Below are 22224 nucleotides of genomic sequence, written 5' to 3'. Positions count from 1 at the left end.
GAATGCGTTGGCAGTGTAGCGCTGACAAGCGGCGATCGGTCAAACGGTCGCCTTGCCACGCAAAGAACGGTACCTTCTGGTGCCAATGGGATGGTAAGGAGTTAATTGTGAAAAAGTGGTTATTAGCTGCAGGTCTCGGTTTAGCGATGGCAACTTCTGCTCAGGCAGCAGACAAAATCGCAATCGTCAACATGGGTAATTTGTTCCAGCAAGTCGCTCAGAAAACCGGTGTTTCTGCGACGCTGGAAAACGAATTCAAAGGCCGTGCGAGCGAACTGCAGCGTATGGAAGGCGATCTTCAGTCCAAAATGCAGCGTCTGCAGCGTGATGGTTCTACCATGAAAGCAAGCGATCGCAGCAAACTGGAAAAAGACGTTATGGCTCAGCGCCAGACCTTCTCCCAGAAAGCACAGGCTTTCGAGCAGGATCGTCAGCGTCGTTCTAACGAAGAGCGTGGCAAGCTGGTGACTCGCATTCAGACTGCTGTTAAAGCAGTTGCTGCCGATCAGAGCATCGATCTGGTTGTTGATGCGAACGCCGTTGCTTTCAACAGCAGCGATGTTAAAGACATCACCGCTGATGTTCTGAAACAGGTTAAATAAGTAATGCCTTCAATTCGACTGGCTGATTTAGCTCAGCAGTTGGATGCAGAATTACACGGTGATGGCGATATCGTCATCACCGCTGTTGCGTCCATGCAATCTGCTAAAGCTGGCACGATTACCTTCATGGTAAGCCCTAAGTACCGTGAACAACTGGCTCAATGCCAGGCGTCAGCTGTTGTTCTGACGCAGGACGATCTTCCCTTTGCCACTGGAAGCGCGCTGGTAGTGAAGAATCCCTACCTGACGTATGCACGCATGGCTCAAATTCTTGATACCACGCCGCAGCCGGCGCAGAACATTGCTGCCAGTGCAGCGATTGATCCGACGGCTAAGCTGGGTAACAACGTGGCCGTTGGCGCAAATGCGGTTATCGAATCTGGCGTTGAGCTGGGTGATAACGTCGTAATTGGCCCGGGATGCTTCGTTGGGAAAAATACGAAAATCGGCGCTGGAACCCGTTTATGGGCCAATGTGTCCGTTTATCATGAAGTTGAAATCGGCGAAAATTGCCTCGTCCAGTCCAGTACCGTCATTGGTTCTGATGGCTTTGGTTACGCGAACGATCGTGGTAATTGGGTTAAGATCCCGCAGCTTGGTCGCGTTATTATTGGCGATCGCGTGGAGATTGGCGCCTGTACCACCATTGACCGTGGGGCACTTGACGACACGATCATTGGCAATGGTGTTATCATCGATAACCAGTGCCAGATTGCGCATAACGTTGTGATTGGCGACAATACCGCAGTTGCGGGGGGCGTCATCATGGCGGGCAGCCTGAAAATTGGTCGTTACTGCATGATTGGCGGCGCGAGCGTGATTAATGGCCACATGGAAATATGCGACAAGGTGACGGTGACGGGCATGGGCATGGTAATGCGTCCTATCACTGAACCCGGCGTCTATTCCTCCGGCATTCCGCTGCAACCCAACAAGGTATGGCGTAAAACAGCAGCTCTGGTGATGAACATTGATGATATGAGCAAGCGACTCAAGTCTCTTGAGCGTAAGATCGATCAACAAGACTAAACGTCACCCGTTTAACGCTATCTTTCCCGGCCTGTCGGCTTTCTAATAAACCGGCAGGCCGTGTTATTATTGTTATCAGTACATTTTGACAGGAAGAGTATTTTGACTACTGACACTCATACTCTGCATATTGAAGAGATTTTAGAACTTCTGCCGCACCGCTACCCGTTTTTGCTGGTAGACCGTGTGCTGGATTTTGAAGAAGGTCGTTTTCTGCGCGCAGTGAAAAATGTTTCCGTGAACGAGCCGTTCTTCCAGGGGCACTTCCCGGGAAAACCTATCTTCCCGGGTGTGTTGATTCTGGAAGCGATGGCTCAGGCTACCGGTATTCTGGCGTTTAAAAGCGTTGGTAAACTGGAGCCAGGTGAGCTGTATTACTTCGCAGGTATTGATGAAGCGCGCTTTAAGCGTCCTGTCGTGCCTGGTGATCAGATGATCATGGAAGTCACTTTTGAAAAAACGCGTCGTGGCCTGACTCGCTTCAAAGGCGTAGCGCTGGTTGACGGCAAAGTTGTTTGCGAAGCGACGATGATGTGTGCTCGTAGCCGGGAGTCCTGATACGTGATTGATAAATCCGCCTTTATTCATCCTACCGCTATTGTGGAAACCGGTGCCATTATTGGTGCTAACGTCCACATTGGCCCGTTCTGTATTGTTGGACCCCATGTCGAAATTGGTGAGGGTACAGTACTGAAATCTCACGTTGTCGTGAATGGTCATACGACCATTGGCTGCAATAACGAGATCTATCAGTTCGCTTCCATCGGTGAAGTTAACCAGGATCTGAAATATGCTGGTGAGACGACCCGTCTGGAAATTGGCGATCGTAACCGTATTCGCGAAAGCGTCACCATTCATCGTGGTACAGTACAGGGTGGTGGATTGACGAAGGTGGGCAGCGACAACCTGTTTATGGTGAATGCGCACATTGCGCACGACTGTACCGTGGGCGATCGCTGCATTCTTGCCAACAACGCAACGCTGGCAGGACACGTATCGGTTGATGACTTCGCAATTATTGGCGGCATGACCGCAGTCCATCAGTTCTGCATCATTGGTGCACACGTGATGGTCGGCGGATGCTCCGGTGTGGCGCAGGACGTCCCACCGTATGTGATTGCGCAGGGCAACCATGCCACGCCGTTTGGCGTGAACATCGAAGGCCTCAAGCGTCGTGGGTTTAGCCGCGAAGCGATTACTGCTATCCGCAACGCGTACAAACTGCTGTACCGTAGCGGTAAAACGCTGGAAGAGGCGAAGCCGGAAATTGCCGAGCTGGTGAATAAGCATCCTGAAGTGAACGCGTTCATGGAGTTCTTTGACCGTTCCACGAGGGGTCTGATTCGTTAATGGTCGACAGTCGTCCGCTTACGATAGCCCTGGTCGCCGGAGAAACCTCCGGCGATATTCTTGGAGCAGGTCTCATCCGGGCGCTTAAGGCGCGCGTACCCAATGCTCGCTTTGTGGGCGTTGCTGGCCCGCTGATGCAGGCCGAAGGCTGTGAAGCCTGGTATGAAATGGAAGAGCTGGCCGTGATGGGCATTGTCGAGGTGCTGGGGCGCCTGCGCCGTTTGCTGCATATTCGTGCCGATCTCACCCGCCGCTTTACCGAGCTTAAACCCGATGTGTTTGTCGGTATCGACGCACCTGATTTCAACATTACCCTCGAAGGTAATCTGAAAAAGCAGGGCATCAAAACCATTCATTACGTCAGTCCGTCCGTCTGGGCGTGGCGACAGAAACGCGTTTTCAAAATTGGACGGTCCACCAACCTGGTGCTGGCTTTTCTGCCTTTCGAAAAGGCGTTTTACGACAGATTTAATGTTCCGTGCCGTTTTATCGGTCACACCATGGCGGATGCCATGCCTCTGGATCCGGATAAAAATGCGGCACGCGACGTGTTGGGCATCCCGCATGATGTGCACTGTCTGGCATTGCTGCCGGGCAGCCGTGGCGCAGAAGTTGAAATGCTCAGTGCCGATTTCCTGAAAACCGCGCAGATCCTTCGCCAGACCTGGCCCGATCTTGAAGTGGTTGTGCCGCTGGTGAATGCCAAACGACGCGAGCAGTTTGAGCGCATCAAAGCCGACGTTGCCCCGGATCTTCATGTCCGTCTTCTGGACGGGAAAGGGCGGGAAGCCATGTATGCGAGCGATGCCGCACTGCTGGCTTCCGGCACGGCTGCGCTGGAATGTATGCTGGCGAAATGCCCAATGGTGGTCGGTTATCGCATGAAGCCGTTTACCTTCTGGCTGGCAAAGCGTCTGGTGAAAACGGATTATGTCTCCCTGCCAAACCTGCTTGCCGGGCGCGAGCTGGTAAAAGAGCTTTTGCAGGATGAGTGCCAGCCGCAGGCACTGGCGGATGCCCTGCTGCCGCTGCTCGCCAACGGCAAAACCAGCCACCAGATGCACGATACCTTCCGTGAACTGCATCAACTGATCCGCTGTAATGCTGATGAGCAGGCGGCTGATGCAGTGCTGGAGTTAGCAAAATGATGGAATTTGTTTATCCTCACACTCGCCTTGTGGCGGGGGTGGATGAAGTGGGTCGTGGCCCGTTAGTGGGGGCAGTAGTGACTGCCGCGGTGATCCTCGATCCGGCTCGTCCGATCGTCGGGCTGAACGACTCTAAAAAATTGTCCGAAAAGCGCCGGCTGGCGCTGTTCAGTGAGATTCAGGAAAAGGCGCTGGCCTGGAGCCTGGGGCGTGCTGAACCGCATGAAATAGACGAACTGAATATTTTGCATGCCACGATGCTGGCGATGCAGCGTGCGGTAGCGGGCCTGAAAATTGCCCCGGAATATGTGCTGATTGACGGCAACCGCTGTCCGGCGTTGCCTATGCCTTCAACGGCGGTTGTCAAAGGTGATAGCCGGGTCGCAGAGATCAGTGCAGCTTCTATTATTGCCAAAGTGACACGCGATGCCGAAATGGCCGCGCTGGACCTCACTTACCCTCAGTATGGTTTCGCCCAGCATAAAGGGTATCCAACGGCTTTCCATCTGGAAAAGCTGGCTGAACATGGCGCAACTGAACATCACCGACGCAGCTTTGGCCCGGTGAAACGCGCGCTGGGACTGGTGTCCTGAATCAATACGCAAGCAATTAAGTAACGCGGAATCTGAAGATGGCTGAACCACGTTTCGTACACCTGCGGGTGCATAGCGACTACTCCATGATCGATGGGCTGGCGAAGACCGGACCGCTGGTAAAAAAGGCGGCCGCGCTTGGTATGCCTGCACTGGCGATCACCGATTTTACCAACCTGTGTGGCCTGGTGAAGTTCTACGGAACGGCGCATGGCGCGGGAATGAAGCCTATCGTCGGCGCGGATTTTCACGTGCAGAGCGACCTCATCGGCGATGAACTGACGCAAATCTCCGTGTTAGCCATGAACAACACGGGTTATCAAAACCTTACCCTGCTTATCTCGAAAGCCTATCAGCGCGGTTACGGTGCGCTGGGCCCGTGGATTGACCGGGACTGGCTGGCTGAGCTTAACGAAGGATTGCTGCTGATCTCCGGTGGCCGCATGGGCGATGTCGGCAAATCACTGCTGCGCGGTAACAGCGCGCTGGTGGATCAGTGCGTCTCGTTCTATGAAGAGTACTTCCCCAATCGTTACTATCTGGAGCTGATTCGCACCGGCCGTCAGGATGAAGAGAGTTATCTGCACGCCGCTGTCGCGCTGGCAGAAGAGCGCGGCTTGCCCGTGGTGGCCACCAACGATGTGCGCTTCCTTGAGGCGGGCGATTTTGACGCCCATGAAATTCGCGTCGCTATCCACGACGGCTTCACCCTCGACGATCCGAAACGTCCGCGCAACTATTCATCGCAGCAGTACATGCGCAGCGAAGAGGAGATGTGTGAGCTTTTCTCGGACATCCCGGAAGCGCTGGAAAATAGCGTAGAGATTGCCAAGCGCTGTAACGTGACCGTGCGCCTGGGCGAATACTTCCTGCCGCAGTTCCCGACGGGCGACATGACCACGGAAGATTTCCTGGTCATGAAATCGAAAGAGGGTCTGGAAGAGCGTCTGGAATTCCTCTTCCCGGATGAAGCGGTCCGCAAAGAGAAGCGTCCTGAGTATGACGAGCGCCTGGATATTGAACTCCAGGTGATCAACCAGATGGGTTTCCCGGGCTACTTCCTGATCGTAATGGAGTTTATCCAGTGGTCGAAGGATAACGGCGTACCGGTCGGACCGGGGCGCGGCTCCGGTGCCGGTTCGCTGGTGGCCTATGCGCTGAAAATCACTGACCTCGATCCGCTGGAATTTGACCTGCTGTTCGAACGTTTCCTTAACCCGGAACGTGTTTCCATGCCCGACTTTGACGTCGACTTCTGCATGGAGAAACGCGACCAGGTGATCGAGCACGTGGCCGATATGTACGGTCGTGATGCGGTTTCGCAGATCATTACCTTCGGTACGATGGCGGCGAAAGCGGTTATCCGCGACGTAGGGCGCGTACTGGGCCACCCGTACGGTTTCGTCGATCGAATCTCTAAGCTGGTGCCGCCCGATCCGGGCATGACCCTGGCAAAAGCGTTTGAAGCCGAACCTCAGCTGCCGGAAATCTACGAAGCCGACGAAGAGGTGAAAGCGCTGATCGACATGGCGCGCAAGCTGGAAGGCGTCACGCGTAACGCCGGTAAGCATGCGGGGGGCGTGGTTATCGCCCCGACCAAAATCACCGACTTTGCACCGCTGTACTGCGACGAAGCGGGCCAGCACCCGGTTACACAGTTTGACAAGAACGACGTGGAATACGCCGGGTTGGTGAAGTTCGACTTCCTCGGCCTGCGTACGCTGACCATCATCAACTGGGCGCTGGAGATGATCAACGCCCGCCGTGAGAAGAACGGCGAGCCGCCGCTGGACATTGCCGCTATCCCTCTGGATGACAAGAAAAGTTTTGACATGCTGCAACGCTCGGAGACGACAGCCGTCTTCCAGCTTGAATCCCGCGGCATGAAAGATTTGATTAAGCGTCTGCAACCCGACTGCTTCGAAGATATGATCGCGCTGGTGGCCCTGTTCCGTCCGGGGCCGCTGCAGTCAGGGATGGTAGATAACTTTATCGACCGTAAGCACGGGCGCGAAGAGATTTCCTATCCGGACGTGCAATGGCAGCATGAAAGCCTGAAACCGGTACTGGAGCCAACCTACGGCATCATCCTGTATCAGGAACAGGTCATGCAGATCGCCCAGGTGCTTTCGGGTTACACCCTTGGCGGCGCGGACATGCTGCGTCGTGCGATGGGTAAGAAAAAGCCGGAAGAGATGGCCAAGCAGCGCTCCATTTTTGAAGACGGGGCGAAGAAAAACGGCGTAGACGGCGAGCTGGCGATGAAAATCTTCGACCTGGTGGAGAAATTCGCCGGGTACGGATTTAACAAATCCCACTCCGCCGCCTATGCTTTGGTGTCGTATCAAACGCTGTGGCTGAAAGCGCACTATCCCGCTGAGTTTATGGCGGCGGTTATGACCGCCGATATGGACAACACCGAGAAGGTGGTTGGCCTGGTGGACGAGTGCTGGCGTATGGGGCTGAAGATCCTGCCGCCGGATATTAACTCAGGTCTCTACCATTTCCACGTTAACGACGACGGAGAGATCGTTTACGGGATCGGCGCGATCAAAGGCGTAGGTGAAGGTCCGATCGAAGCGATCATCGAAGCGCGTAACAACGGCGGCTATTTCCGCGAGCTGTTCGATCTGTGCGCCCGCACCGATACCAAAAAACTCAACCGCCGCGTGCTGGAAAAACTGATCATGTCCGGCGCGTTTGACCGGCTGGGGCCGCACCGCGCCGCGCTGATGAATTCCCTCGGCGACGCGCTAAAAGCGGCCGATCAGCACGCGAAAGCGGAAGCCATTGGTCAGGCGGATATGTTCGGGGTGCTGGCAGAAGAGCCAGAGCAGATCGAGCAGTCTTATTCCAACTGCCAGCCGTGGCCAGAACAGGTGGTGCTGGATGGTGAACGTGAGACGTTAGGCTTGTACCTGACGGGTCACCCGATCAACCAGTACATCAAAGAAATTGAGCGCTATGTCGGAGGCAACAGGCTAAAAGACATGCATCCGACAGATCGTGGTAAAATCACCACGGCTGCGGGGCTCGTGATTGCTGCAAGGGTTATGGTCACCAAGCGCGGCAATCGTATCGGCATCTGTACCCTGGATGACCGTTCCGGGCGTCTGGAGGTGATGTTGTTCACCGACGCGCTGGATAAATACCAGCAATTGCTGGAAAAAGACCGCATACTTATCGTCAGCGGACAGGTCAGCTTTGATGACTTCAGCGGGGGGCTTAAAATGACCGCCCGCGAAGTGATGGACATTGACGAAGCCCGGGAAAAATATGCTCGCGGGCTTGCTATCTCGCTGACGGACAGGCAAATTGATGACCAGCTTTTAAACCGACTCCGTCAGTCTCTGGAACCCCACCGCTCGGGGACCATTCCAGTACATCTCTACTATCAGAGGGCGGATGCACGTGCGCGGTTGCGCTTTGGTGCAACGTGGCGTGTCTCTCCGAGCGATCGTTTACTGAACGATCTCCGTGGCCTCATTGGTTCGGAGCAGGTGGAACTGGAGTTTGACTAATACAGGAATACTATGAGTCTGAATTTCCTTGATTTCGAACAGCCGATTGCTGAGCTGGAAGCGAAAATCGATTCTCTGACAGCGGTAAGCCGTCAGGATGAAAAACTGGATATTAACATCGACGAAGAAGTGCATCGTCTGCGCGAAAAAAGCGTAGAGCTGACGCGCAAAATCTTTGCCGATCTCGGCGCATGGCAGATCGCCCAGCTGGCGCGTCATCCACAGCGTCCGTACACCCTGGATTATGTCCGCCTGGCGTTTGATGAATTCGACGAACTGGCAGGCGATCGCGCATACGCTGACGACAAAGCTATCGTTGGCGGCATCGCGCGTCTGGACGGACGCCCGGTGATGATCATTGGTCATCAGAAAGGCCGTGAAACCAAAGAGAAGATCCGTCGTAACTTTGGTATGCCAGCCCCAGAAGGCTACCGTAAAGCCCTGCGTCTGATGGAGATGGCTGAGCGTTTCAACATGCCAATCATCACCTTCATTGACACCCCGGGTGCTTACCCTGGCGTGGGCGCGGAAGAGCGCGGTCAGTCTGAAGCCATCGCGCGCAACCTGCGTGAGATGTCTCGTCTGAAAGTGCCGGTCATCTGTACCGTTATTGGTGAAGGTGGATCCGGCGGTGCGCTGGCAATTGGCGTGGGCGATAAAGTGAATATGCTACAGTACAGCACCTATTCCGTTATCTCTCCGGAAGGCTGTGCCTCCATTCTGTGGAAAAGCGCCGACAAAGCGCCGCTCGCTGCAGAAGCGATGGGCATCATTGCCCCGCGTCTGAAAGAGCTGAAGCTGATCGACACCGTGATCCCGGAACCTCTGGGTGGCGCGCATCGTAAACCGGAAGTGATGGCCGTGTCCCTGAAGGCGCAGCTGCTGGCAGACCTGGCGGACCTGGACGTCCTGAGCAAAGAAGACCTGCTCAACCGTCGTTACCAGCGTCTGATGACCTACGGTTACGCATAAGCTTCACAATTATCTGAAAAGCCGCACACTGTTGCGGCTTTTTTTATACCTGCGGTTTAGCCTGGCTATGCTTAGCTAATGTTTTTTAAGGAGGAAGCCCATGAATATCATTGCCATTATGGGGCCACACGGCGTCTTTTATAAAGATGAGCCGATTAAGGAGCTGGAGCAAGCCCTGCAGTCGCGCGGATATCAGCTGATCTGGCCGCACAACAGTGCCGACCTGCTGAAGTTTATCGAGCACAACCCGCGTATCTGCGGCGTGATCTTCGACTGGGACGAGTATGATCTCGAACTGTGCAGCGACATCAACAAGCTGAATGAATATCTCCCGCTGTACGCGTTTATCAATACCCACTCGACCATGGACGTCAGCGCCCATGATATGCGTATGGCGCTGTGGTTCTTTGAGTACTCTCTTGGCGTGGCGGAAGATATTGCGACCCGGATCCAGCAGTACACGCGCGAATATCTGGATAACATCACGCCGCCCTTCACCCGCGCGCTGTTCACCTATGTGAAAGAGGGAAAATACACCTTCTGTACGCCCGGGCATATGGCCGGGACGGCCTATCAAAAAAGCCCGGTGGGCTGCCTGTTCTATGATTTCTTCGGCGGCAACACGCTGAAGGCGGACGTCTCGATTTCGGTCACTGAGTTAGGTTCTCTGCTCGACCACACCGGCCCGCATCTGGAGGCTGAAGAGTACATCGCCCGCACCTTTGGTGCCGAGCAGAGCTATATGGTGACCAACGGCACTTCGACGTCGAACAAAATCGTCGGGATGTATGCCACACCTGCCGGAAGCACATTGCTGATCGACCGTAACTGTCATAAATCGCTGGCGCACCTGCTGATGATGAGCGACGTCGTCCCGATTTGGCTATCACCCACGCGTAACGCGCTCGGTATCCTCGGCGGCATTCCGCGCCGGGAGTTCACGCATCAGGCCATTGAAAGTAAGGTTGCGGCGATCCCCGATGCAAGCTGGCCTGTTCACGCGGTGATCACCAACTCCACCTATGACGGTCTGCTGTATAACACGAACTGGATCAAGCAGACGCTGGACGTACCGTCGATTCACTTCGATTCCGCTTGGGTGCCTTATACCAACTTCCACCCGATTTATTCGGGAAAAAGTGGGATGAGCGGCGAGCGCGTGCCGGGCAAAGTGTTCTTCGAAACGCAGTCGACGCACAAAATGCTGGCTGCGTTTTCGCAGGCTTCGTTAATCCATATTAAAGGCGAGTACGACGAGGATACGTTTAATGAAGCCTTTATGATGCATACCACCACCTCCCCGAGCTATCCGCTGGTGGCCTCCATCGAGACGGCGGCGGCGATGCTCCGTGGCAATCCGGGTAAACGCCTGATCAACCGCTCGGTGGAACGCGCGCTGCATTTTCGTAAAGAAGTCCAGCGCCTGAAGGATGAGGCAGACGGCTGGTTCTTTGATATCTGGCAGCCGGAAGAGATTGATGAAGCAGAATGCTGGCCTGTCGCGCCGGGGGAGAGCTGGCACGGTTTTCGGGATGCCGATGCGGACCACATGTTCCTCGATCCGGTTAAGGTGACGATCCTGACGCCGGGCATGGACGAGCAGGGCGTGATGGGTGAGGAAGGGATCCCCGCCGCGCTGGTAGCGAAGTTCCTGGACGAACGCGGCGTGGTGGTGGAGAAGACCGGCCCTTATAATTTGCTGTTCCTGTTCAGTATCGGGATCGACAAAACCCGGGCAATGGGGCTGCTGCGCGGGCTGATGGAGTTTAAGCGTGCCTACGATCTGAACCTGCGGGTGAAGAACATGCTGCCGGATCTCTACGCGGAAGATCCTGACTTCTATCGCAACATGCGTATTCAGGATCTGGCGCAGGGGATCCACAGGCTGATCCGCCAGCACGATCTGCCGCGCCTGATGCTTCAGGCGTTTGATGTTCTGCCTGAAATGAAGCTGACGCCGCACAAGGCCTGGCAGCGGCAGGTGAAAGGTGACGTTGAAACCGTTGAACTGGAAAATCTGGTCGGACGCGTATCGGCCAACATGATCCTGCCGTATCCGCCAGGCGTGCCGCTGCTGATGCCGGGGGAGATGATCACCGAGGAGAGTCGGGCGGTGCTCGATTTCCTGCTGATGCTCTGTTCGGTAGGACGTCACTATCCTGGCTTTGAAACGGATATCCACGGTGCGAAGCGAGATGAAAACGGCGTGTACTGGGTGCGAGTCCTAAAATAAAGGTGACCGCTTGCCAGGTGCGGGTTTTCGGTTGTAACGTTTCAGGCATCATAAAAAGGAGAAGCTATGCTGGGTTTAAAAGCTGTTCATCATATTGCGATCATTGCCACCGATTACGCGAAAAGTAAGGCCTTCTACTGCGACATCCTTGGCTTCACGCTCTTGAGCGAGGCCTACCGCGAGGAGCGCGACTCCTGGAAAGGTGACCTTGCGCTAAACGGACAATATGTAATTGAACTGTTCTCCTTTCCCTTCCCGCCTGCGCGCCCGTCACGCCCGGAAGCCTGCGGACTGCGCCACCTTGCCTTCAGCGTTGATGACCTGGACAGCGCAGTAAAACATCTGGAAACTCACGGCGTGACGTGCGAACCCATTCGTATCGACCCGTTCACTGACAAGCGTTTTACCTTTTTCAACGACCCGGACGGCCTGCCGCTGGAGCTTTACCAGCAGTAATGTTTGTCCTGTGTGATAATGCCCGCTCAGTTCGGGCATTTTTTATGTGTAATTTCCTATGACCTTACCCGCTATCGCACAAGCCGTTTCACCGTACCGCCAGCTGCTGGTGGGGTTTAGCGGTGGCCTGGATTCCACCGTTCTGCTCCATCGTCTAAAACTCTGGCGCGACCAGGACCCTGACGTCCAGCTTCGGGCTATGCATATTCACCATGGATTAAGCCCTCACGCAGAGGAGTGGGTAGCGCATTGCGAAGCCTTATGTGCGGCGTTGGCTATCCCGCTCATCGTTGAACGCGTGACGCTTGCGGAGGAAGGGCTGGGCATCGAGGCGCAGGCGCGTAAAGCCCGCTATGCTGCTTTTACCGCTGCACTACGGCCTGGGGAAGCGCTGGTCACGGCGCAGCATCTTGACGATCAATGCGAAACATTTTTGCTCGCCCTTAAGCGGGGCAGCGGGCCTGCGGGGCTTTCCGCTATGGCTGAGCGTTCTGAGTTTGCCGGCACAACGCTACTGCGTCCTCTACTTGGCGAGACGCGTGTCTCACTGGAAGCCTGGGCGCGAGAACATCAGCTGAGCTGGATCGAAGATGAGAGCAACCAGGATGACAGCTACGACCGTAACTTCCTGCGTCTGCGCGTCCTCCCGCTGTTGAGCGAGCGCTGGCCGCATTTTGCCGATGCGACAGCAAGAAGCGCCATGTTGTGTGCTGAACAGGAAACTTTGCTGGATGAGTTGCTCAGTGAAGAGCTGGCTGAACTGATTTCTGAAGACGGGGCGCTGGCGATCGCGCCGCTGGAGGCGATGAGCCCGGTACGTCGCGCTGCGCTGTTACGACGCTGGCTGGCCTCTCATCACGCGGCGATGCCGTCGCGGGCGATGCTGAGCCGTATCTGGGACGAAGTGGCGCAGGCGCGGGCAGACGCTTCCCCCTGTGTATACCTGAATGGTTTTGAGGTTAGACGCTATAAAGGCGAACTGTGGTGGATAAAATCCACGCCCTCACTGACTGATGCTGTGCTCGACTGGCTTTCTCCCGAGGCGCCGCTGGTTTTGCCCGGTGAGGCAGGGCGTGTTTGTCTGACACCATCTGGTCATGTGCGATTGCCGGAGCCTGGTGAACCGGTTACCGTACGCTTTAAGGCTGGCGGCATGCTGCATATCGCCGGGCGCAACGGGGGACGGAAGCTGAAGAAAATTTGGCAGGAGTGTAACGTGCCGCCGTGGCTGCGCGACACCACGCCACTGCTTTTCTACGGTGAAACGCTTATCGCTGCGGCAGGCGTTTTCATCACGGAAGAGGGATGGACAGAAGAGGGTGTCTGTTTTGAGTGGCAGAAAGCGTAACGGGCAGCCAGGCTGCCCGTTAGTGTCATCAGGATTCGCTCACCACGACGGTGCCGATTTGCGGGTGGCTAAAGCTGGCAATTTTATCCAGACGCAACTCACGCGTTGCACCGGCATCTTCCACTATCAGATATTCCACATTCTTACGTGAAACCAGATCGCTGGCTTTCCCCTTCAACACTTCGCCATCTTTTAGCTCCAGCGTCAGTATTAAGTGATGCTGGCAGGCGAGTTCGAGGTTGTCATAGTCATCACAATTGATGGGTTGATAAGTATCATTCATCGACATAATCGCTCACCAGTAAATTCGCCGCAGCATATGCTGCTTTTTCCCTGACCGACTCTGAAAGGCCCTCATCAGAGGCCACTTCATTAAGCACTTTCAATACACAGCCCAACGCGTCCGGGACATACCCCAGATCTCCGCTGGCGATTTCCGCATACCGTTTGCGAATTAACTCACAATAATTATTCACATCCCCTCCCGCCAGCGCACTGACTTACTGTGAGATATCATTAAGCCTACGAAGATAAACTCGGTTTAGCAAGGTGACTATACCATACTCATTTAAGCAATATCAGCGCCTTGATAGCGGTGTATTTAACACCCCGTAACAGCCTTTTGCCGCGGTTTTCGCTACAATGGGCGCCTGATTCGAATGGAGTTCTCTCATGGCGCTGAAAGCGACAATCTATAAAGCAGTGGTCAATGTGGCCGATCTTGATCGCAACCAGTTCCTGGATGCGTCGCTTACGCTGGCACGTCACCCCTCTGAAACCCAGGAACGCATGATGCTGCGCCTGCTGGCGTGGATTAAGTATGCCGACGAGCGTCTGCAGTTTACCCGTGGGTTAAGCGCAGAAGACGAGCCTGAAGCCTGGCTGCGCAACGATCATCTGGGTATCGATTTGTGGATCGAACTCGGTCTGCCGGACGAGCGCAGAATTAAGAAGGCCTGCACCCAGTCCGCTGAAGTGGCGTTATTCGCCTATAACCAGCGCGCGGCGGAGATCTGGTGGCAGCAAAACAAGAATAAATGCGTACAGTTTAAAAATCTCACCGTCTGGTATCTGGATGATGAACAGCTGGCTCAGCTAAGCGAGTTCGCCAGCCGGACGATGGTGCTACAGGCAACGATTCAGGACGGTGCGATCTGGCTTTCTGATTCTCAGAATAATCTGGAAATCCATCTTACGGCCTGGCAGCCCGCATCATGATTGTTTTGTCCCGAAACGTCAGCATTCCTGATAACGAGCTGGAGATCACCGCCATCCGTGCTCAGGGGGCAGGTGGGCAGCACGTTAATAAAGCCTCCACCGCTATCCATTTGCGTTTTGACATTCGGGCATCAAGCCTGCCAGAGTATTATAAAGAGAGCCTCCTTGCCGCCAGCCATCATCTGATCACCAGCGATGGCGTCATTGTGATTAAAGCGCAGGAGTACCGCAGCCAGGAGTTAAACCGGGAAGCGGCACTTTCCAGGCTGGTGGCGGTCATAAAAGAATTAACTGCAGTGCAAAAAAGCCGGCGAGCAACGCGTCCGACGCGAGCATCAAAAGAACGTCGTTTGTCATCGAAGGCGCAAAAATCCACCGTTAAGGCGCTGCGTGGCAAAGTCCGTCATCCGTAGCGTGACGAAAGGGACACACTTTTTCATAAGGAATGTATTGTGAAAAAAGCATTATTATCAGCGCTGGCAGTCAGTACACTGTTTGCGCTTTTCGGGTGTAACAACCGTTCTGAAACGCAGGTTATGCAGCCAGCGCAGAACGAAGAATTAAAGCCAATGCAGCAGAGCTGGCGCGGCGTATTGCCTTGCGCGGACTGCGAAGGTATTGAAACGTCTCTGTTCCTGCAAAAAGACGGTACCTGGGTGATGAACCAGCGTTACCTGGGGGGGAAAGAACCTTCTTCATTTGCGACTTACGGGACATGGGCGCGTACGGCGGAGAAGCTGGTCCTGACGGATACCACCGGTGAGAAAACCTGGTTCCGCCCTAAAGGCGAGAACATGGAGATGCTCGACCGCGACGGTAACCCAATTCAATCCCAGCTCAACTACACGCTGGCCCCGGTGAAAGCGGCCCTGCCTGCAACGCCGATGGCAATGCGGGGGATGTACTTCTATATGGCGGATGCGGCGATCTTTACCGATTGCGCCACCGGCAGAAAGGTCAGCGTGGCAAACAATGCGCAGCTTGAGCGCGATTACGCTGTGGCACGCGGCAATGACAGCAAGCCGGTATTGCTGACGGTTGATGGTCACTTTACGCTGGAGCCAAACCCGGATAGCGGCGAGATGATGAAAACGCTGGTGGCAGACAAAGACGCGAAGTTTGTCGCGGGTAAAGACTGTAACAGTAAATAAGCTGACGTTGAGCCATTAAAAAACCCCGCCGGAGCGGGGTTTTTTGTTTTTAGCCTTTGATGGCTTTCACCAGGTAATCAAGAATGTCGCCGGTCTTGATCATCTGTTTTTCGCCGCTGCGACGGTATTTGTATTCAATCTCATCGCTGTCGAGGTTGCGGTCGCCGATGACGACGGTGTGTGGAATACCGATCAGTTCCATATCGGCAAACATCACGCCCGGACGCTCTTTACGGTCATCCATTAGCACTTCGATACCCTGAGCGCGCAGCTCAGCGTACAGCTTCTCAGCCAGCTCCTGCACGCGGTAAGACTTGTGCATGTTCATTGGCAGAATAGCTACCTGGAACGGCGCGATGTTGTCCGGCCAGACGATACCGCGTTCGTCGTAGTTCTGCTCAATGGCTGCAGCCACCACGCGCGTCACCCCGATACCGTAGCAGCCCATGGTCAGGATCTGGTTACGGCCATCTTCACCCTGAACGGCGGCGTTCAGCGCGCGAGAGTATTTATCACCCAGCTGGAAGATGTGACCGACTTCGATACCGCGCTTAATCATCAGGGTACCCTGGCCGTCCGGGCTTGGATCGCCTGCAACCACGTTACGGATGTCAGCCACTTCTGGCGTCGCCACGTCGCGATCCCAGTTGATGCCGAAGTAATGTTTACCGTCGATGTTAGCGCCCGCAGAGAAGTCGCTCATTGCAGCAACCGTGCGGTCAATAACAACAGGCACCGGCATATTGACCGGACCCAGCGAGCCTGGGCCTGCATTTACTACGGCGCGGATTTCCGCTTCCGTGGCGAACGTCAGCGGGCTGGCGACCTGCGGCAGCTTCTCGGCTTTCACTTCGTTCAGCTCGTGATCGCCACGCACCAGCAGGGCAACCAGCGGGTAAGCGCTACCTTCGGTGGATTTCACCAGCAGCGTTTTCACGGTTTTTTCGACTGGCAGGTTGAACTGCTCAACCAGCTCGGCGATGGTTTTCGCGTTTGGCGTATCAACCAGCGTCATCTCTTGCGTTGCCGCGCCGCGTGGTTCTTTTGGTGCCAGCGCTTCTGCAAATTCGATGTTCGCCGCGTAGTCTGATGAGTCAGAGAAGATCACATCGTCTTCACCGCTCTGCGCCAGTACCTGGAACTCATGGGAGGCGCTACCGCCGATGGAGCCGGTATCAGCCTGCACAGCGCGGAAATCCAGACCCATGCGGGAGAAGATTTTGCTGTAAGCCTCGTACATTTTGTCGTAGGTCTCTTGCAGCGATTCCTGTGACGTATGGAAAGAGTAAGCATCTTTCATCAGGAATTCGCGGGAACGCATCACGCCGAAACGTGGGCGAACTTCATCGCGGAACTTGGTCTGGATCTGGAAGAAGTTCAGCGGCAGCTGTTTGTAAGAGCTCAGCTCATTACGAATCAGGTCGGTAATGACTTCTTCATGCGTTGGGCCGAGAACGAACGGACGCTCGCCGCGATCGACGAAGCGCAGCAGTTCAGGACCATATTGTTCCCAACGGCCGCTCTCCTGCCACAGGTCAGCGGGCTGAACCACAGGCATGGACACCTCGATAGCACCGGCGTTGTTCATCTCTTCACGCACGATGTTTTCGACTTTTTTCAGGACGCGCACGCCGGTCGGCAGCCAGGTATATAACCCGGAGGCCAGCTTGCGGATCATCCCGGCGCGCAGCATCAGCTGATGGCTGATCACTTCGGCGTCGGCAGGCGTCTCCTTCAGAGTGGAGAGCAGATATTGGCTAGTACGCATGTTGTTACGGTTCCATTTCGACGATTGGAACAGGCTGAAACGCCAGCCTGACACAAAAAAAGTGGTTTAGTTTACCAGTGTGGCAAAGATGCCAAAAGAGAGGAGAACAAAATTACCTGGGTTCAAGGGCAAACACTTCAAAACCTGCCCCGGTGACGCGCCAGCGAACGTTAAAATCCAGCAGCCAGACGGCATACGTTTTTCCTGCTTCCTCTTCTTTACGGTAGGCAGGACGGGGGTCCTGTGCCAGCACTTCGGTGATGAAATTCCGTAAGCGAGGATAGCGTTTCTCCAGCTGAATGAGCTGCGAGGCGATCTCAGGCGTAAACGAAACAGGCATGTCCGCCCGTGGTGCGTCCTGAGCGTAGCTTGCGCGCGCGTCCGGAAGGGCTTCAGCGAAGGGCAAATAGGGTTTGATGTCGATGACCGGCGTGCCGTCGACCAGATCCAGGCTGCCCAGTTCGAGTATGACCTGTTCCTTCTGGCAACGTATGCCTTTCAGTTCAACCAGCGACATCCCGATCGGGTTTGGACGGAAGGTTGAGCGAGTCGCAAACACGCCCATCCGTGCATTCCCGCCAAGGCGGGGAGGGCGCACGGTTGGACGCCAGCCGCCTTCCATTGTCTGATGAAAGACAAATACCACCCATAAGTGACTGAAAGACTCGAGTCCGCGTACCGCATCCGCCTGATTGTAAGGCGCGATAAGATGAAGTTCGCCGCTGCCGCTGGTGACCAGACCGGGCTGGCGGGGCACGGCGAACTTCTCTTTATACGGAGAGTGGATAACGCCTATCTGCTCAAACTGAAATGCACTCATTTCGCCGTAATATTCAGCGCAGAACCGATGCAAACCGCCTGACGGTAGCAGCCCGGCGTGCCGCTGGTGACTTCGCAACTGTGCAGCAGCACCGCGTTAGCTTTCATTTTTGCGGCGTTAATCTGCATGCGTTTGCGCGCTGTCGGGATATTCGGTGGAGAGTCCTGATTGGTTGCCTGACAGGATTCGCCGCTGACTTCACCCAGTTCACGGAACGGTTTTCCAACGAGTTCGTCCGCTTTCGTGATAATGCGAACCGGCGCAGGGCGTGTCACTTTCGGTTTTGCAGGCTCTGTTTTTGGCGGGGTTGCCGTGCTTTGAACGGGTTCAACAGGAGATCTGCTTAGCATAGAACAGCCGCTCAGCATGAGTGCTAAAAGACAGATCGGTAAAGCACGCATAATATTTCCTCAATGGATAATCAAAACGTCAGATATTGAATCAGGTGACTGCACAAATGACAAGACGGGCATAAGCCCGTCCTGATGATATTACACTGAGGTGAGATTACCAGCCTTTAACCGCGCCGCCGTTAAACACTTTGTTGGCTTCCTGGTAAACTTCGTCGGACTGGTAGGCCTGAACGAATTTCTTCACGTTTTCCGCGTCTTTGTTGTCTTCGCGAGTCACGATCAGGTTAACGTACGGGGAGTCTTTATCTTCAACGAAGATACCGTCTTTCGCTGGCGTCAGACCAATCTGACTAGCGTAGGTGGTGTTGATCACCGCCAGGGCAATCTGCGCATCGTCCAGAGAACGCGGCAGCTGTGGCGCTTCCAGTTCTACAATTTTCAGATTTTTCGGGTTCTCGGTGACATCCAGAACGGTCGGCAGCAGGCCAACACCGTCTTTCAGTTTGATTAGGCCCACTTTCTGCAGCAGTAGCAGGGAGCGGCCAAGGTTAGTTGGGTCGTTAGGGACGGCAACCTGAGAGCCCGGCTGTAGTTCGTCCAGCGATTTAATTTTCTTGGAGTAGCCGGCAATTGGGTAGACGAAGGTGTTACCCACACCAACCAGCTTATAGCCGCGATCTTTGATCTGCTGATCCAGGTATGGCTTATGTTGGAAGGCGTTGGCGTCGATATCGCCTTTGCTCAGCGCTTCGTTCGGCAGAACGTAATCGTTGAAAGTTACCAGCTCAACGTCCAGTCCATATTTTTCTTTCGCCACTTTCTGAGCAACTTCAGCAACCTGCTGTTCTGCACCTACGATAACGCCCACTTTAATATGGTTTGGATCTTTTTCGTCCTGACCGCAACCCACCAGTGCCAGAGAGCCAATCAGCGCGCCTACTGCAGCAAAGGTCTTTAATTTAAACGCCATGTTTTATCCTTAACTCGTCGAGTTTGTGTTGTGTGTAACGTTATTTGTGAGTAACAGCCCGGACGATGCGATCGCCAGAGAACTGGATTAAGTAAACCAGCACAACCAGCAATACCAGAACGGTATTCATCACGGTAGCGTTATATCCAATATAGCCGTACTGGTAACCAATCTGCCCTAAACCGCCAGCGCCAACTGCGCCACCCATTGCGGAATAACCGACGAGCGTGATGAGCGTGATGGTTGCCGCATTCACCAGACCCGGCAGCGCTTCAGGCAGCAGAACCTTGCGGACGATCTGCATAGGTGTTGCACCCATTGCACGAGAAGCTTCAATCAAACCGGTTGGGATCTCCAGCAGGGCGTTTTCCACCATACGGGCGATAAACGGCGCAGCGCCTACGGTCAGCGGAACGATGGCCGCTTGTAGGCCAATCGACGTACCGACGATCACGCGGGTAAACGGAATCATCCACACCAGCAGAATAATAAACGGGATAGAGCGGAAGATATTCACCAGCGCAGAGAGCGTGCGGTAGAGCTTCGCGTTCTCAATGATTTGACCAGGACGCGTCACGTACAGCAGCACGCCGACCGGAAGACCAATCACAAAACCAAAGAAACCCGATACGAAGGTCATTGCCAGCGTTTCCCAAACGCCGCGAACCAGCAGCCACATCATCGGCTCAGACATAACCCAGTACCTCTACTTTTACATGATGTTCTTGCAGCCAGGCGATTGCTGCCTGGGTTTCTTCTTGTGTGCCGTGCATTTCCGTCAGCATGATGCCGAACTTCACGCCACCGGCGTAATCCATCTGCGCGCTAATAATGTTGTTGTTCACGTTAAAGCGACGTGCCGTTTCGGAAAGCAGGGGAGCATCTACGGACTGACCGGTAAACTCCATACGCAGCATCGGGACGCTGTCTGCCGTAGGTTCAGTTTTCAAACGTTCCAGGTAATCTTCCGGAATATCCAGATGTAACGTGGACTGGATGAACTGCTGTGCCAGCGGGGTTTTCGGATGCGAGAACACTTCACTTACCGTGTCCTGCTCAATCAGCTCGCCGTTGCTTATCACCGCCACGCAGTCGCAGATGCGTTTCACCACGTCCATTTCGTGCGTAATAAGGAGAATTGTCAGGCCCAGGCGACGGTTAATGTCTTTCAGCAGTTCCAGAATAGAACGCGTGGTTGCCGGATCCAGTGCGCTGGTGGCTTCATCACACAGCAGCACCTTAGGATTGCTTGCCAGCGCACGGGCGATGGCCACGCGCTGTTTTTGCCCACCGGACAGATTTGCCGGGTAGCTATCATGTTTGTCGCCCAGACCCACGAGGTCAAGCAGCTCGGTGACGCGACGCTTCACTTCTTCTTTCGGCGTGTTATCCAGCTCAAGCGGCAAGGCAACGTTGCCGAACACGGTGCGGGAGGCCAGCAGGTTAAAGTGCTGGAAAATCATGCCAATCTGACGACGCGCTTTGGTGAGTTCTTTCTCAGAGAGGGCGGTAAGTTCCTGGCCGCCAACTTCTACGCTGCCCTGGGTTGGGCGCTCAAGCAGGTTAACACAACGGATCAGCGTACTTTTACCTGCACCCGATGCGCCAATGACGCCATAAATTTGACCAGCAGGAACATGCAGGCTGACGTTGTTCAGCGCCTGAATGGTTCGGTTCCCCTGCTGGAACACTTTGGTGATATTGGAAAGTTTAATCATTAGATTATTTTTATCGTATGTAAGTTAGCCGTGGCATTTTCTTCTGCCAGATACGGGTGATGACCGTAAACAAAACGGATGTTAAGGCATCCAGACGTCTAAATCAATCCAACTCTGTACGATGAGCACTTTATTGCGCTGCGATTCATGAGATACTAGCTCAACAGGCCTTTTTCAGGAGCAAACCGGTGGCAAAATCAGTACCCGCAATTTTTCTCGACCGTGATGGCACTATTAATGTGGATCACGGTTATGTGCATGAGATAGATGAGTTCGAATTTATCGATGGCGTTATAGAGGCAATGCGCCAGCTAAAAGAGATGGGCTATGCGCTGGTGGTCGTAACGAATCAGTCCGGTATCGCGCGTGGTAAGTTCACCGAAGCGCAGTTTGAGACGCTGACGGAGTGGATGGACTGGTCGCTGGCCGATCGCGGGGTTGATCTTGATGGTATTTACTATTGCCCGCACCACCCGCAGGGAACGGTAGAAGAATATCGTCAGACCTGTGACTGTCGTAAACCGCATCCGGGCATGTTTAACTCGGCGCAGGAGTTCTTGCACATTGATATGGCAGCTTCTTATATGGTGGGCGATAAGCTGGAAGATATGCAGGCGGCCGCAGCGGCGGGAGTGGGTACCAAAATTTTAGTGCGTACCGGTAAACCCGTAACGCCAGAAGCAGAAAGTGCAGCGGATTGGGTGATTAATAGCCTGGCAGAGCTGCCAAAAGAGATAAAAAAGCATCAGAAATAGCCTTTTTGGCGAAAAGGTGAGCGGTCGAAATAAAAATGCATATTTCCGCTTGTCATTCCTCGGCAGCTCCCTATAATGCGCCTCCATCGACACGGCGGATGTGAATCACTTCACAGATAACCCGGTCGGTTGAAGAGAAAAAATCCTGAAATAACGGGTTGACTCTGAAAGAGGAAAGCGTAATATACGCCACCTCGCAACGGTGAGCGAAAGCCACGT

At 54.5% G+C, this 22224-nt stretch carries 23 protein-coding genes; 15 read left to right on the top strand and 8 right to left on the bottom strand.

Annotated elements, in window-relative coordinates:
* The first annotated feature begins 107 nt into the window (after window positions 1–107).
* The 11 genes from skp (at window position 108) to tilS (ending at window position 13252) form a co-directional block, all read left to right on the top strand.
* Window positions 108–602: a molecular chaperone Skp gene (skp, locus tag ACWKXT_RS21360; RefSeq protein ID WP_014882635.1), complete on the top strand. Its 495-nt coding sequence runs from the start codon at window positions 108–110 to the stop codon at window positions 600–602.
* Window positions 603–605: 3 nt separating this feature from the next.
* Window positions 606–1631 carry a UDP-3-O-(3-hydroxymyristoyl)glucosamine N-acyltransferase gene (gene lpxD, locus ACWKXT_RS21355; protein ID WP_041911190.1) on the top strand — a complete coding sequence of 342 codons (1026 nt, stop codon included), beginning with the start codon at window positions 606–608 and terminating at the stop codon, window positions 1629–1631.
* A 102-nt stretch (window positions 1632–1733) separates the two neighbouring features.
* Window positions 1734–2189, top strand: a complete 456-nt coding sequence (gene fabZ, locus ACWKXT_RS21350; protein WP_010426706.1) for a 3-hydroxyacyl-ACP dehydratase FabZ — start codon at window positions 1734–1736, stop codon at window positions 2187–2189.
* Window positions 2190–2192: 3 nt separating this feature from the next.
* Window positions 2193–2981, top strand: a complete 789-nt coding sequence (gene lpxA / locus ACWKXT_RS21345; RefSeq protein ID WP_454533357.1) for an acyl-ACP--UDP-N-acetylglucosamine O-acyltransferase — start codon at window positions 2193–2195, stop codon at window positions 2979–2981.
* Window positions 2981–4129: a lipid-A-disaccharide synthase gene (gene lpxB / locus ACWKXT_RS21340; protein WP_454528295.1), complete on the top strand. Its 1149-nt coding sequence runs from the start codon at window positions 2981–2983 to the stop codon at window positions 4127–4129. Before lpxA ends, lpxB begins: the two co-directional genes overlap by 1 nt.
* The gene (gene rnhB / locus ACWKXT_RS21335; RefSeq protein ID WP_454533356.1) at window positions 4126–4722 is read left to right on the top strand and encodes a ribonuclease HII; all 597 of its coding nucleotides are present in this window, start codon (window positions 4126–4128) and stop codon (window positions 4720–4722) included. The genes lpxB and rnhB overlap by 4 nt, the downstream gene beginning before the upstream one ends.
* Before the next feature lie 38 nt (window positions 4723–4760).
* Window positions 4761–8243 (top strand): DNA polymerase III subunit alpha, encoded by a 3483-nt coding sequence (gene dnaE / locus ACWKXT_RS21330; RefSeq protein WP_454528293.1) that lies wholly within the window; start codon window positions 4761–4763, stop codon window positions 8241–8243.
* A gap of 12 nt (window positions 8244–8255) precedes the next feature.
* On the top strand, window positions 8256–9215 hold the full coding sequence (accA, locus tag ACWKXT_RS21325) for an acetyl-CoA carboxylase carboxyl transferase subunit alpha (RefSeq protein WP_454533355.1): 960 nt from the start codon (window positions 8256–8258) through the stop codon (window positions 9213–9215).
* Window positions 9216–9315: 100 nt separating this feature from the next.
* Window positions 9316–11448 carry a lysine decarboxylase LdcC gene (locus tag ACWKXT_RS21320; protein ID WP_454528292.1) on the top strand — a complete coding sequence of 711 codons (2133 nt, stop codon included), beginning with the start codon at window positions 9316–9318 and terminating at the stop codon, window positions 11446–11448.
* Between the two features lie 66 nt (window positions 11449–11514).
* Window positions 11515–11904 (top strand): VOC family protein, encoded by a 390-nt coding sequence (locus tag ACWKXT_RS21315; RefSeq protein ID WP_119915983.1) that lies wholly within the window; start codon window positions 11515–11517, stop codon window positions 11902–11904.
* Window positions 11905–11962: 58 nt separating this feature from the next.
* The gene (gene tilS / locus ACWKXT_RS21310) at window positions 11963–13252 is read left to right on the top strand and encodes a tRNA lysidine(34) synthetase TilS (RefSeq protein WP_454533354.1); all 1290 of its coding nucleotides are present in this window, start codon (window positions 11963–11965) and stop codon (window positions 13250–13252) included.
* A 28-nt stretch (window positions 13253–13280) separates the two neighbouring features.
* On the opposite strand, the gene rof is transcribed toward tilS, so the two are convergent.
* Both rof and ACWKXT_RS21300 read right to left on the bottom strand, forming a co-directional pair.
* A complete protein-coding gene (rof, locus tag ACWKXT_RS21305) occupies window positions 13281–13541 on the bottom strand; it encodes a Rho-binding antiterminator (protein ID WP_454528290.1) in 261 nt (86 codons plus the stop codon).
* Window positions 13528–13728 (bottom strand): YaeP family protein, encoded by a 201-nt coding sequence (locus ACWKXT_RS21300; RefSeq protein WP_032667327.1) that lies wholly within the window; start codon window positions 13726–13728, stop codon window positions 13528–13530. Before ACWKXT_RS21300 ends, rof begins: the two co-directional genes overlap by 14 nt.
* 196 nt (window positions 13729–13924) lie before the next feature.
* Between ACWKXT_RS21300 and ACWKXT_RS21295 the strand changes: the two genes are divergently transcribed.
* Genes ACWKXT_RS21295 through nlpE form a run of 3 tightly spaced genes read left to right on the top strand, consistent with a single transcriptional unit; the run spans window position 13925 to window position 15621 of the window.
* Entirely contained in the window at window positions 13925–14470 is a 546-nt protein-coding gene (locus ACWKXT_RS21295) for a YaeQ family protein (RefSeq protein ID WP_454528289.1), read from the top strand.
* Complete coding sequence (gene arfB, locus ACWKXT_RS21290) at window positions 14467–14883, top strand: alternative ribosome rescue aminoacyl-tRNA hydrolase ArfB (RefSeq protein ID WP_080328763.1); 417 nt, start codon at window positions 14467–14469, stop codon at window positions 14881–14883. The genes ACWKXT_RS21295 and arfB overlap by 4 nt, the downstream gene beginning before the upstream one ends.
* 39 nt (window positions 14884–14922) lie before the next feature.
* Window positions 14923–15621: an envelope stress response activation lipoprotein NlpE gene (gene nlpE / locus ACWKXT_RS21285; RefSeq protein WP_454533353.1), complete on the top strand. Its 699-nt coding sequence runs from the start codon at window positions 14923–14925 to the stop codon at window positions 15619–15621.
* Window positions 15622–15670: 49 nt separating this feature from the next.
* On the opposite strand, the gene proS is transcribed toward nlpE, so the two are convergent.
* The 6 genes from proS to metN form a co-directional block, all read right to left on the bottom strand.
* A complete protein-coding gene (gene proS / locus ACWKXT_RS21280) occupies window positions 15671–17389 on the bottom strand; it encodes a proline--tRNA ligase (RefSeq protein WP_080328765.1) in 1719 nt (572 codons plus the stop codon).
* Window positions 17390–17501: 112 nt separating this feature from the next.
* Entirely contained in the window at window positions 17502–18209 is a 708-nt protein-coding gene (gene tsaA / locus ACWKXT_RS21275; protein ID WP_454533352.1) for a tRNA (N6-threonylcarbamoyladenosine(37)-N6)-methyltransferase TrmO, read from the bottom strand.
* The gene (gene rcsF, locus ACWKXT_RS21270) at window positions 18206–18610 is read right to left on the bottom strand and encodes an Rcs stress response system protein RcsF (protein ID WP_080328767.1); all 405 of its coding nucleotides are present in this window, start codon (window positions 18608–18610) and stop codon (window positions 18206–18208) included. Before rcsF ends, tsaA begins: the two co-directional genes overlap by 4 nt.
* 106 nt (window positions 18611–18716) lie before the next feature.
* Window positions 18717–19532, bottom strand: a complete 816-nt coding sequence (gene metQ / locus ACWKXT_RS21265) for a methionine ABC transporter substrate-binding lipoprotein MetQ (RefSeq protein ID WP_014168729.1) — start codon at window positions 19530–19532, stop codon at window positions 18717–18719.
* A 40-nt stretch (window positions 19533–19572) separates the two neighbouring features.
* Window positions 19573–20226, bottom strand: coding sequence for a methionine ABC transporter permease MetI (locus tag ACWKXT_RS21260; RefSeq protein WP_003856130.1), 654 nt, complete (start codon window positions 20224–20226; stop codon window positions 19573–19575).
* The gene (gene metN / locus ACWKXT_RS21255) at window positions 20219–21250 is read right to left on the bottom strand and encodes a methionine ABC transporter ATP-binding protein MetN (protein ID WP_023334590.1); all 1032 of its coding nucleotides are present in this window, start codon (window positions 21248–21250) and stop codon (window positions 20219–20221) included. Before metN ends, ACWKXT_RS21260 begins: the two co-directional genes overlap by 8 nt.
* Before the next feature lie 188 nt (window positions 21251–21438).
* On the opposite strand from metN, the gene gmhB reads away from it, so the two are divergent.
* Window positions 21439–22005, top strand: coding sequence for a D-glycero-beta-D-manno-heptose 1,7-bisphosphate 7-phosphatase (gmhB, locus tag ACWKXT_RS21250; RefSeq protein WP_028015601.1), 567 nt, complete (start codon window positions 21439–21441; stop codon window positions 22003–22005).
* Window positions 22006–22224 lie beyond the last annotated feature (219 nt).

Source organism: Enterobacter sp. UPMP701, from assembly GCF_053709515.1.
The sequence above is the reverse complement of the archived record's forward strand: the minus strand, read 5'-3'. Positions and strand labels throughout refer to the sequence as shown.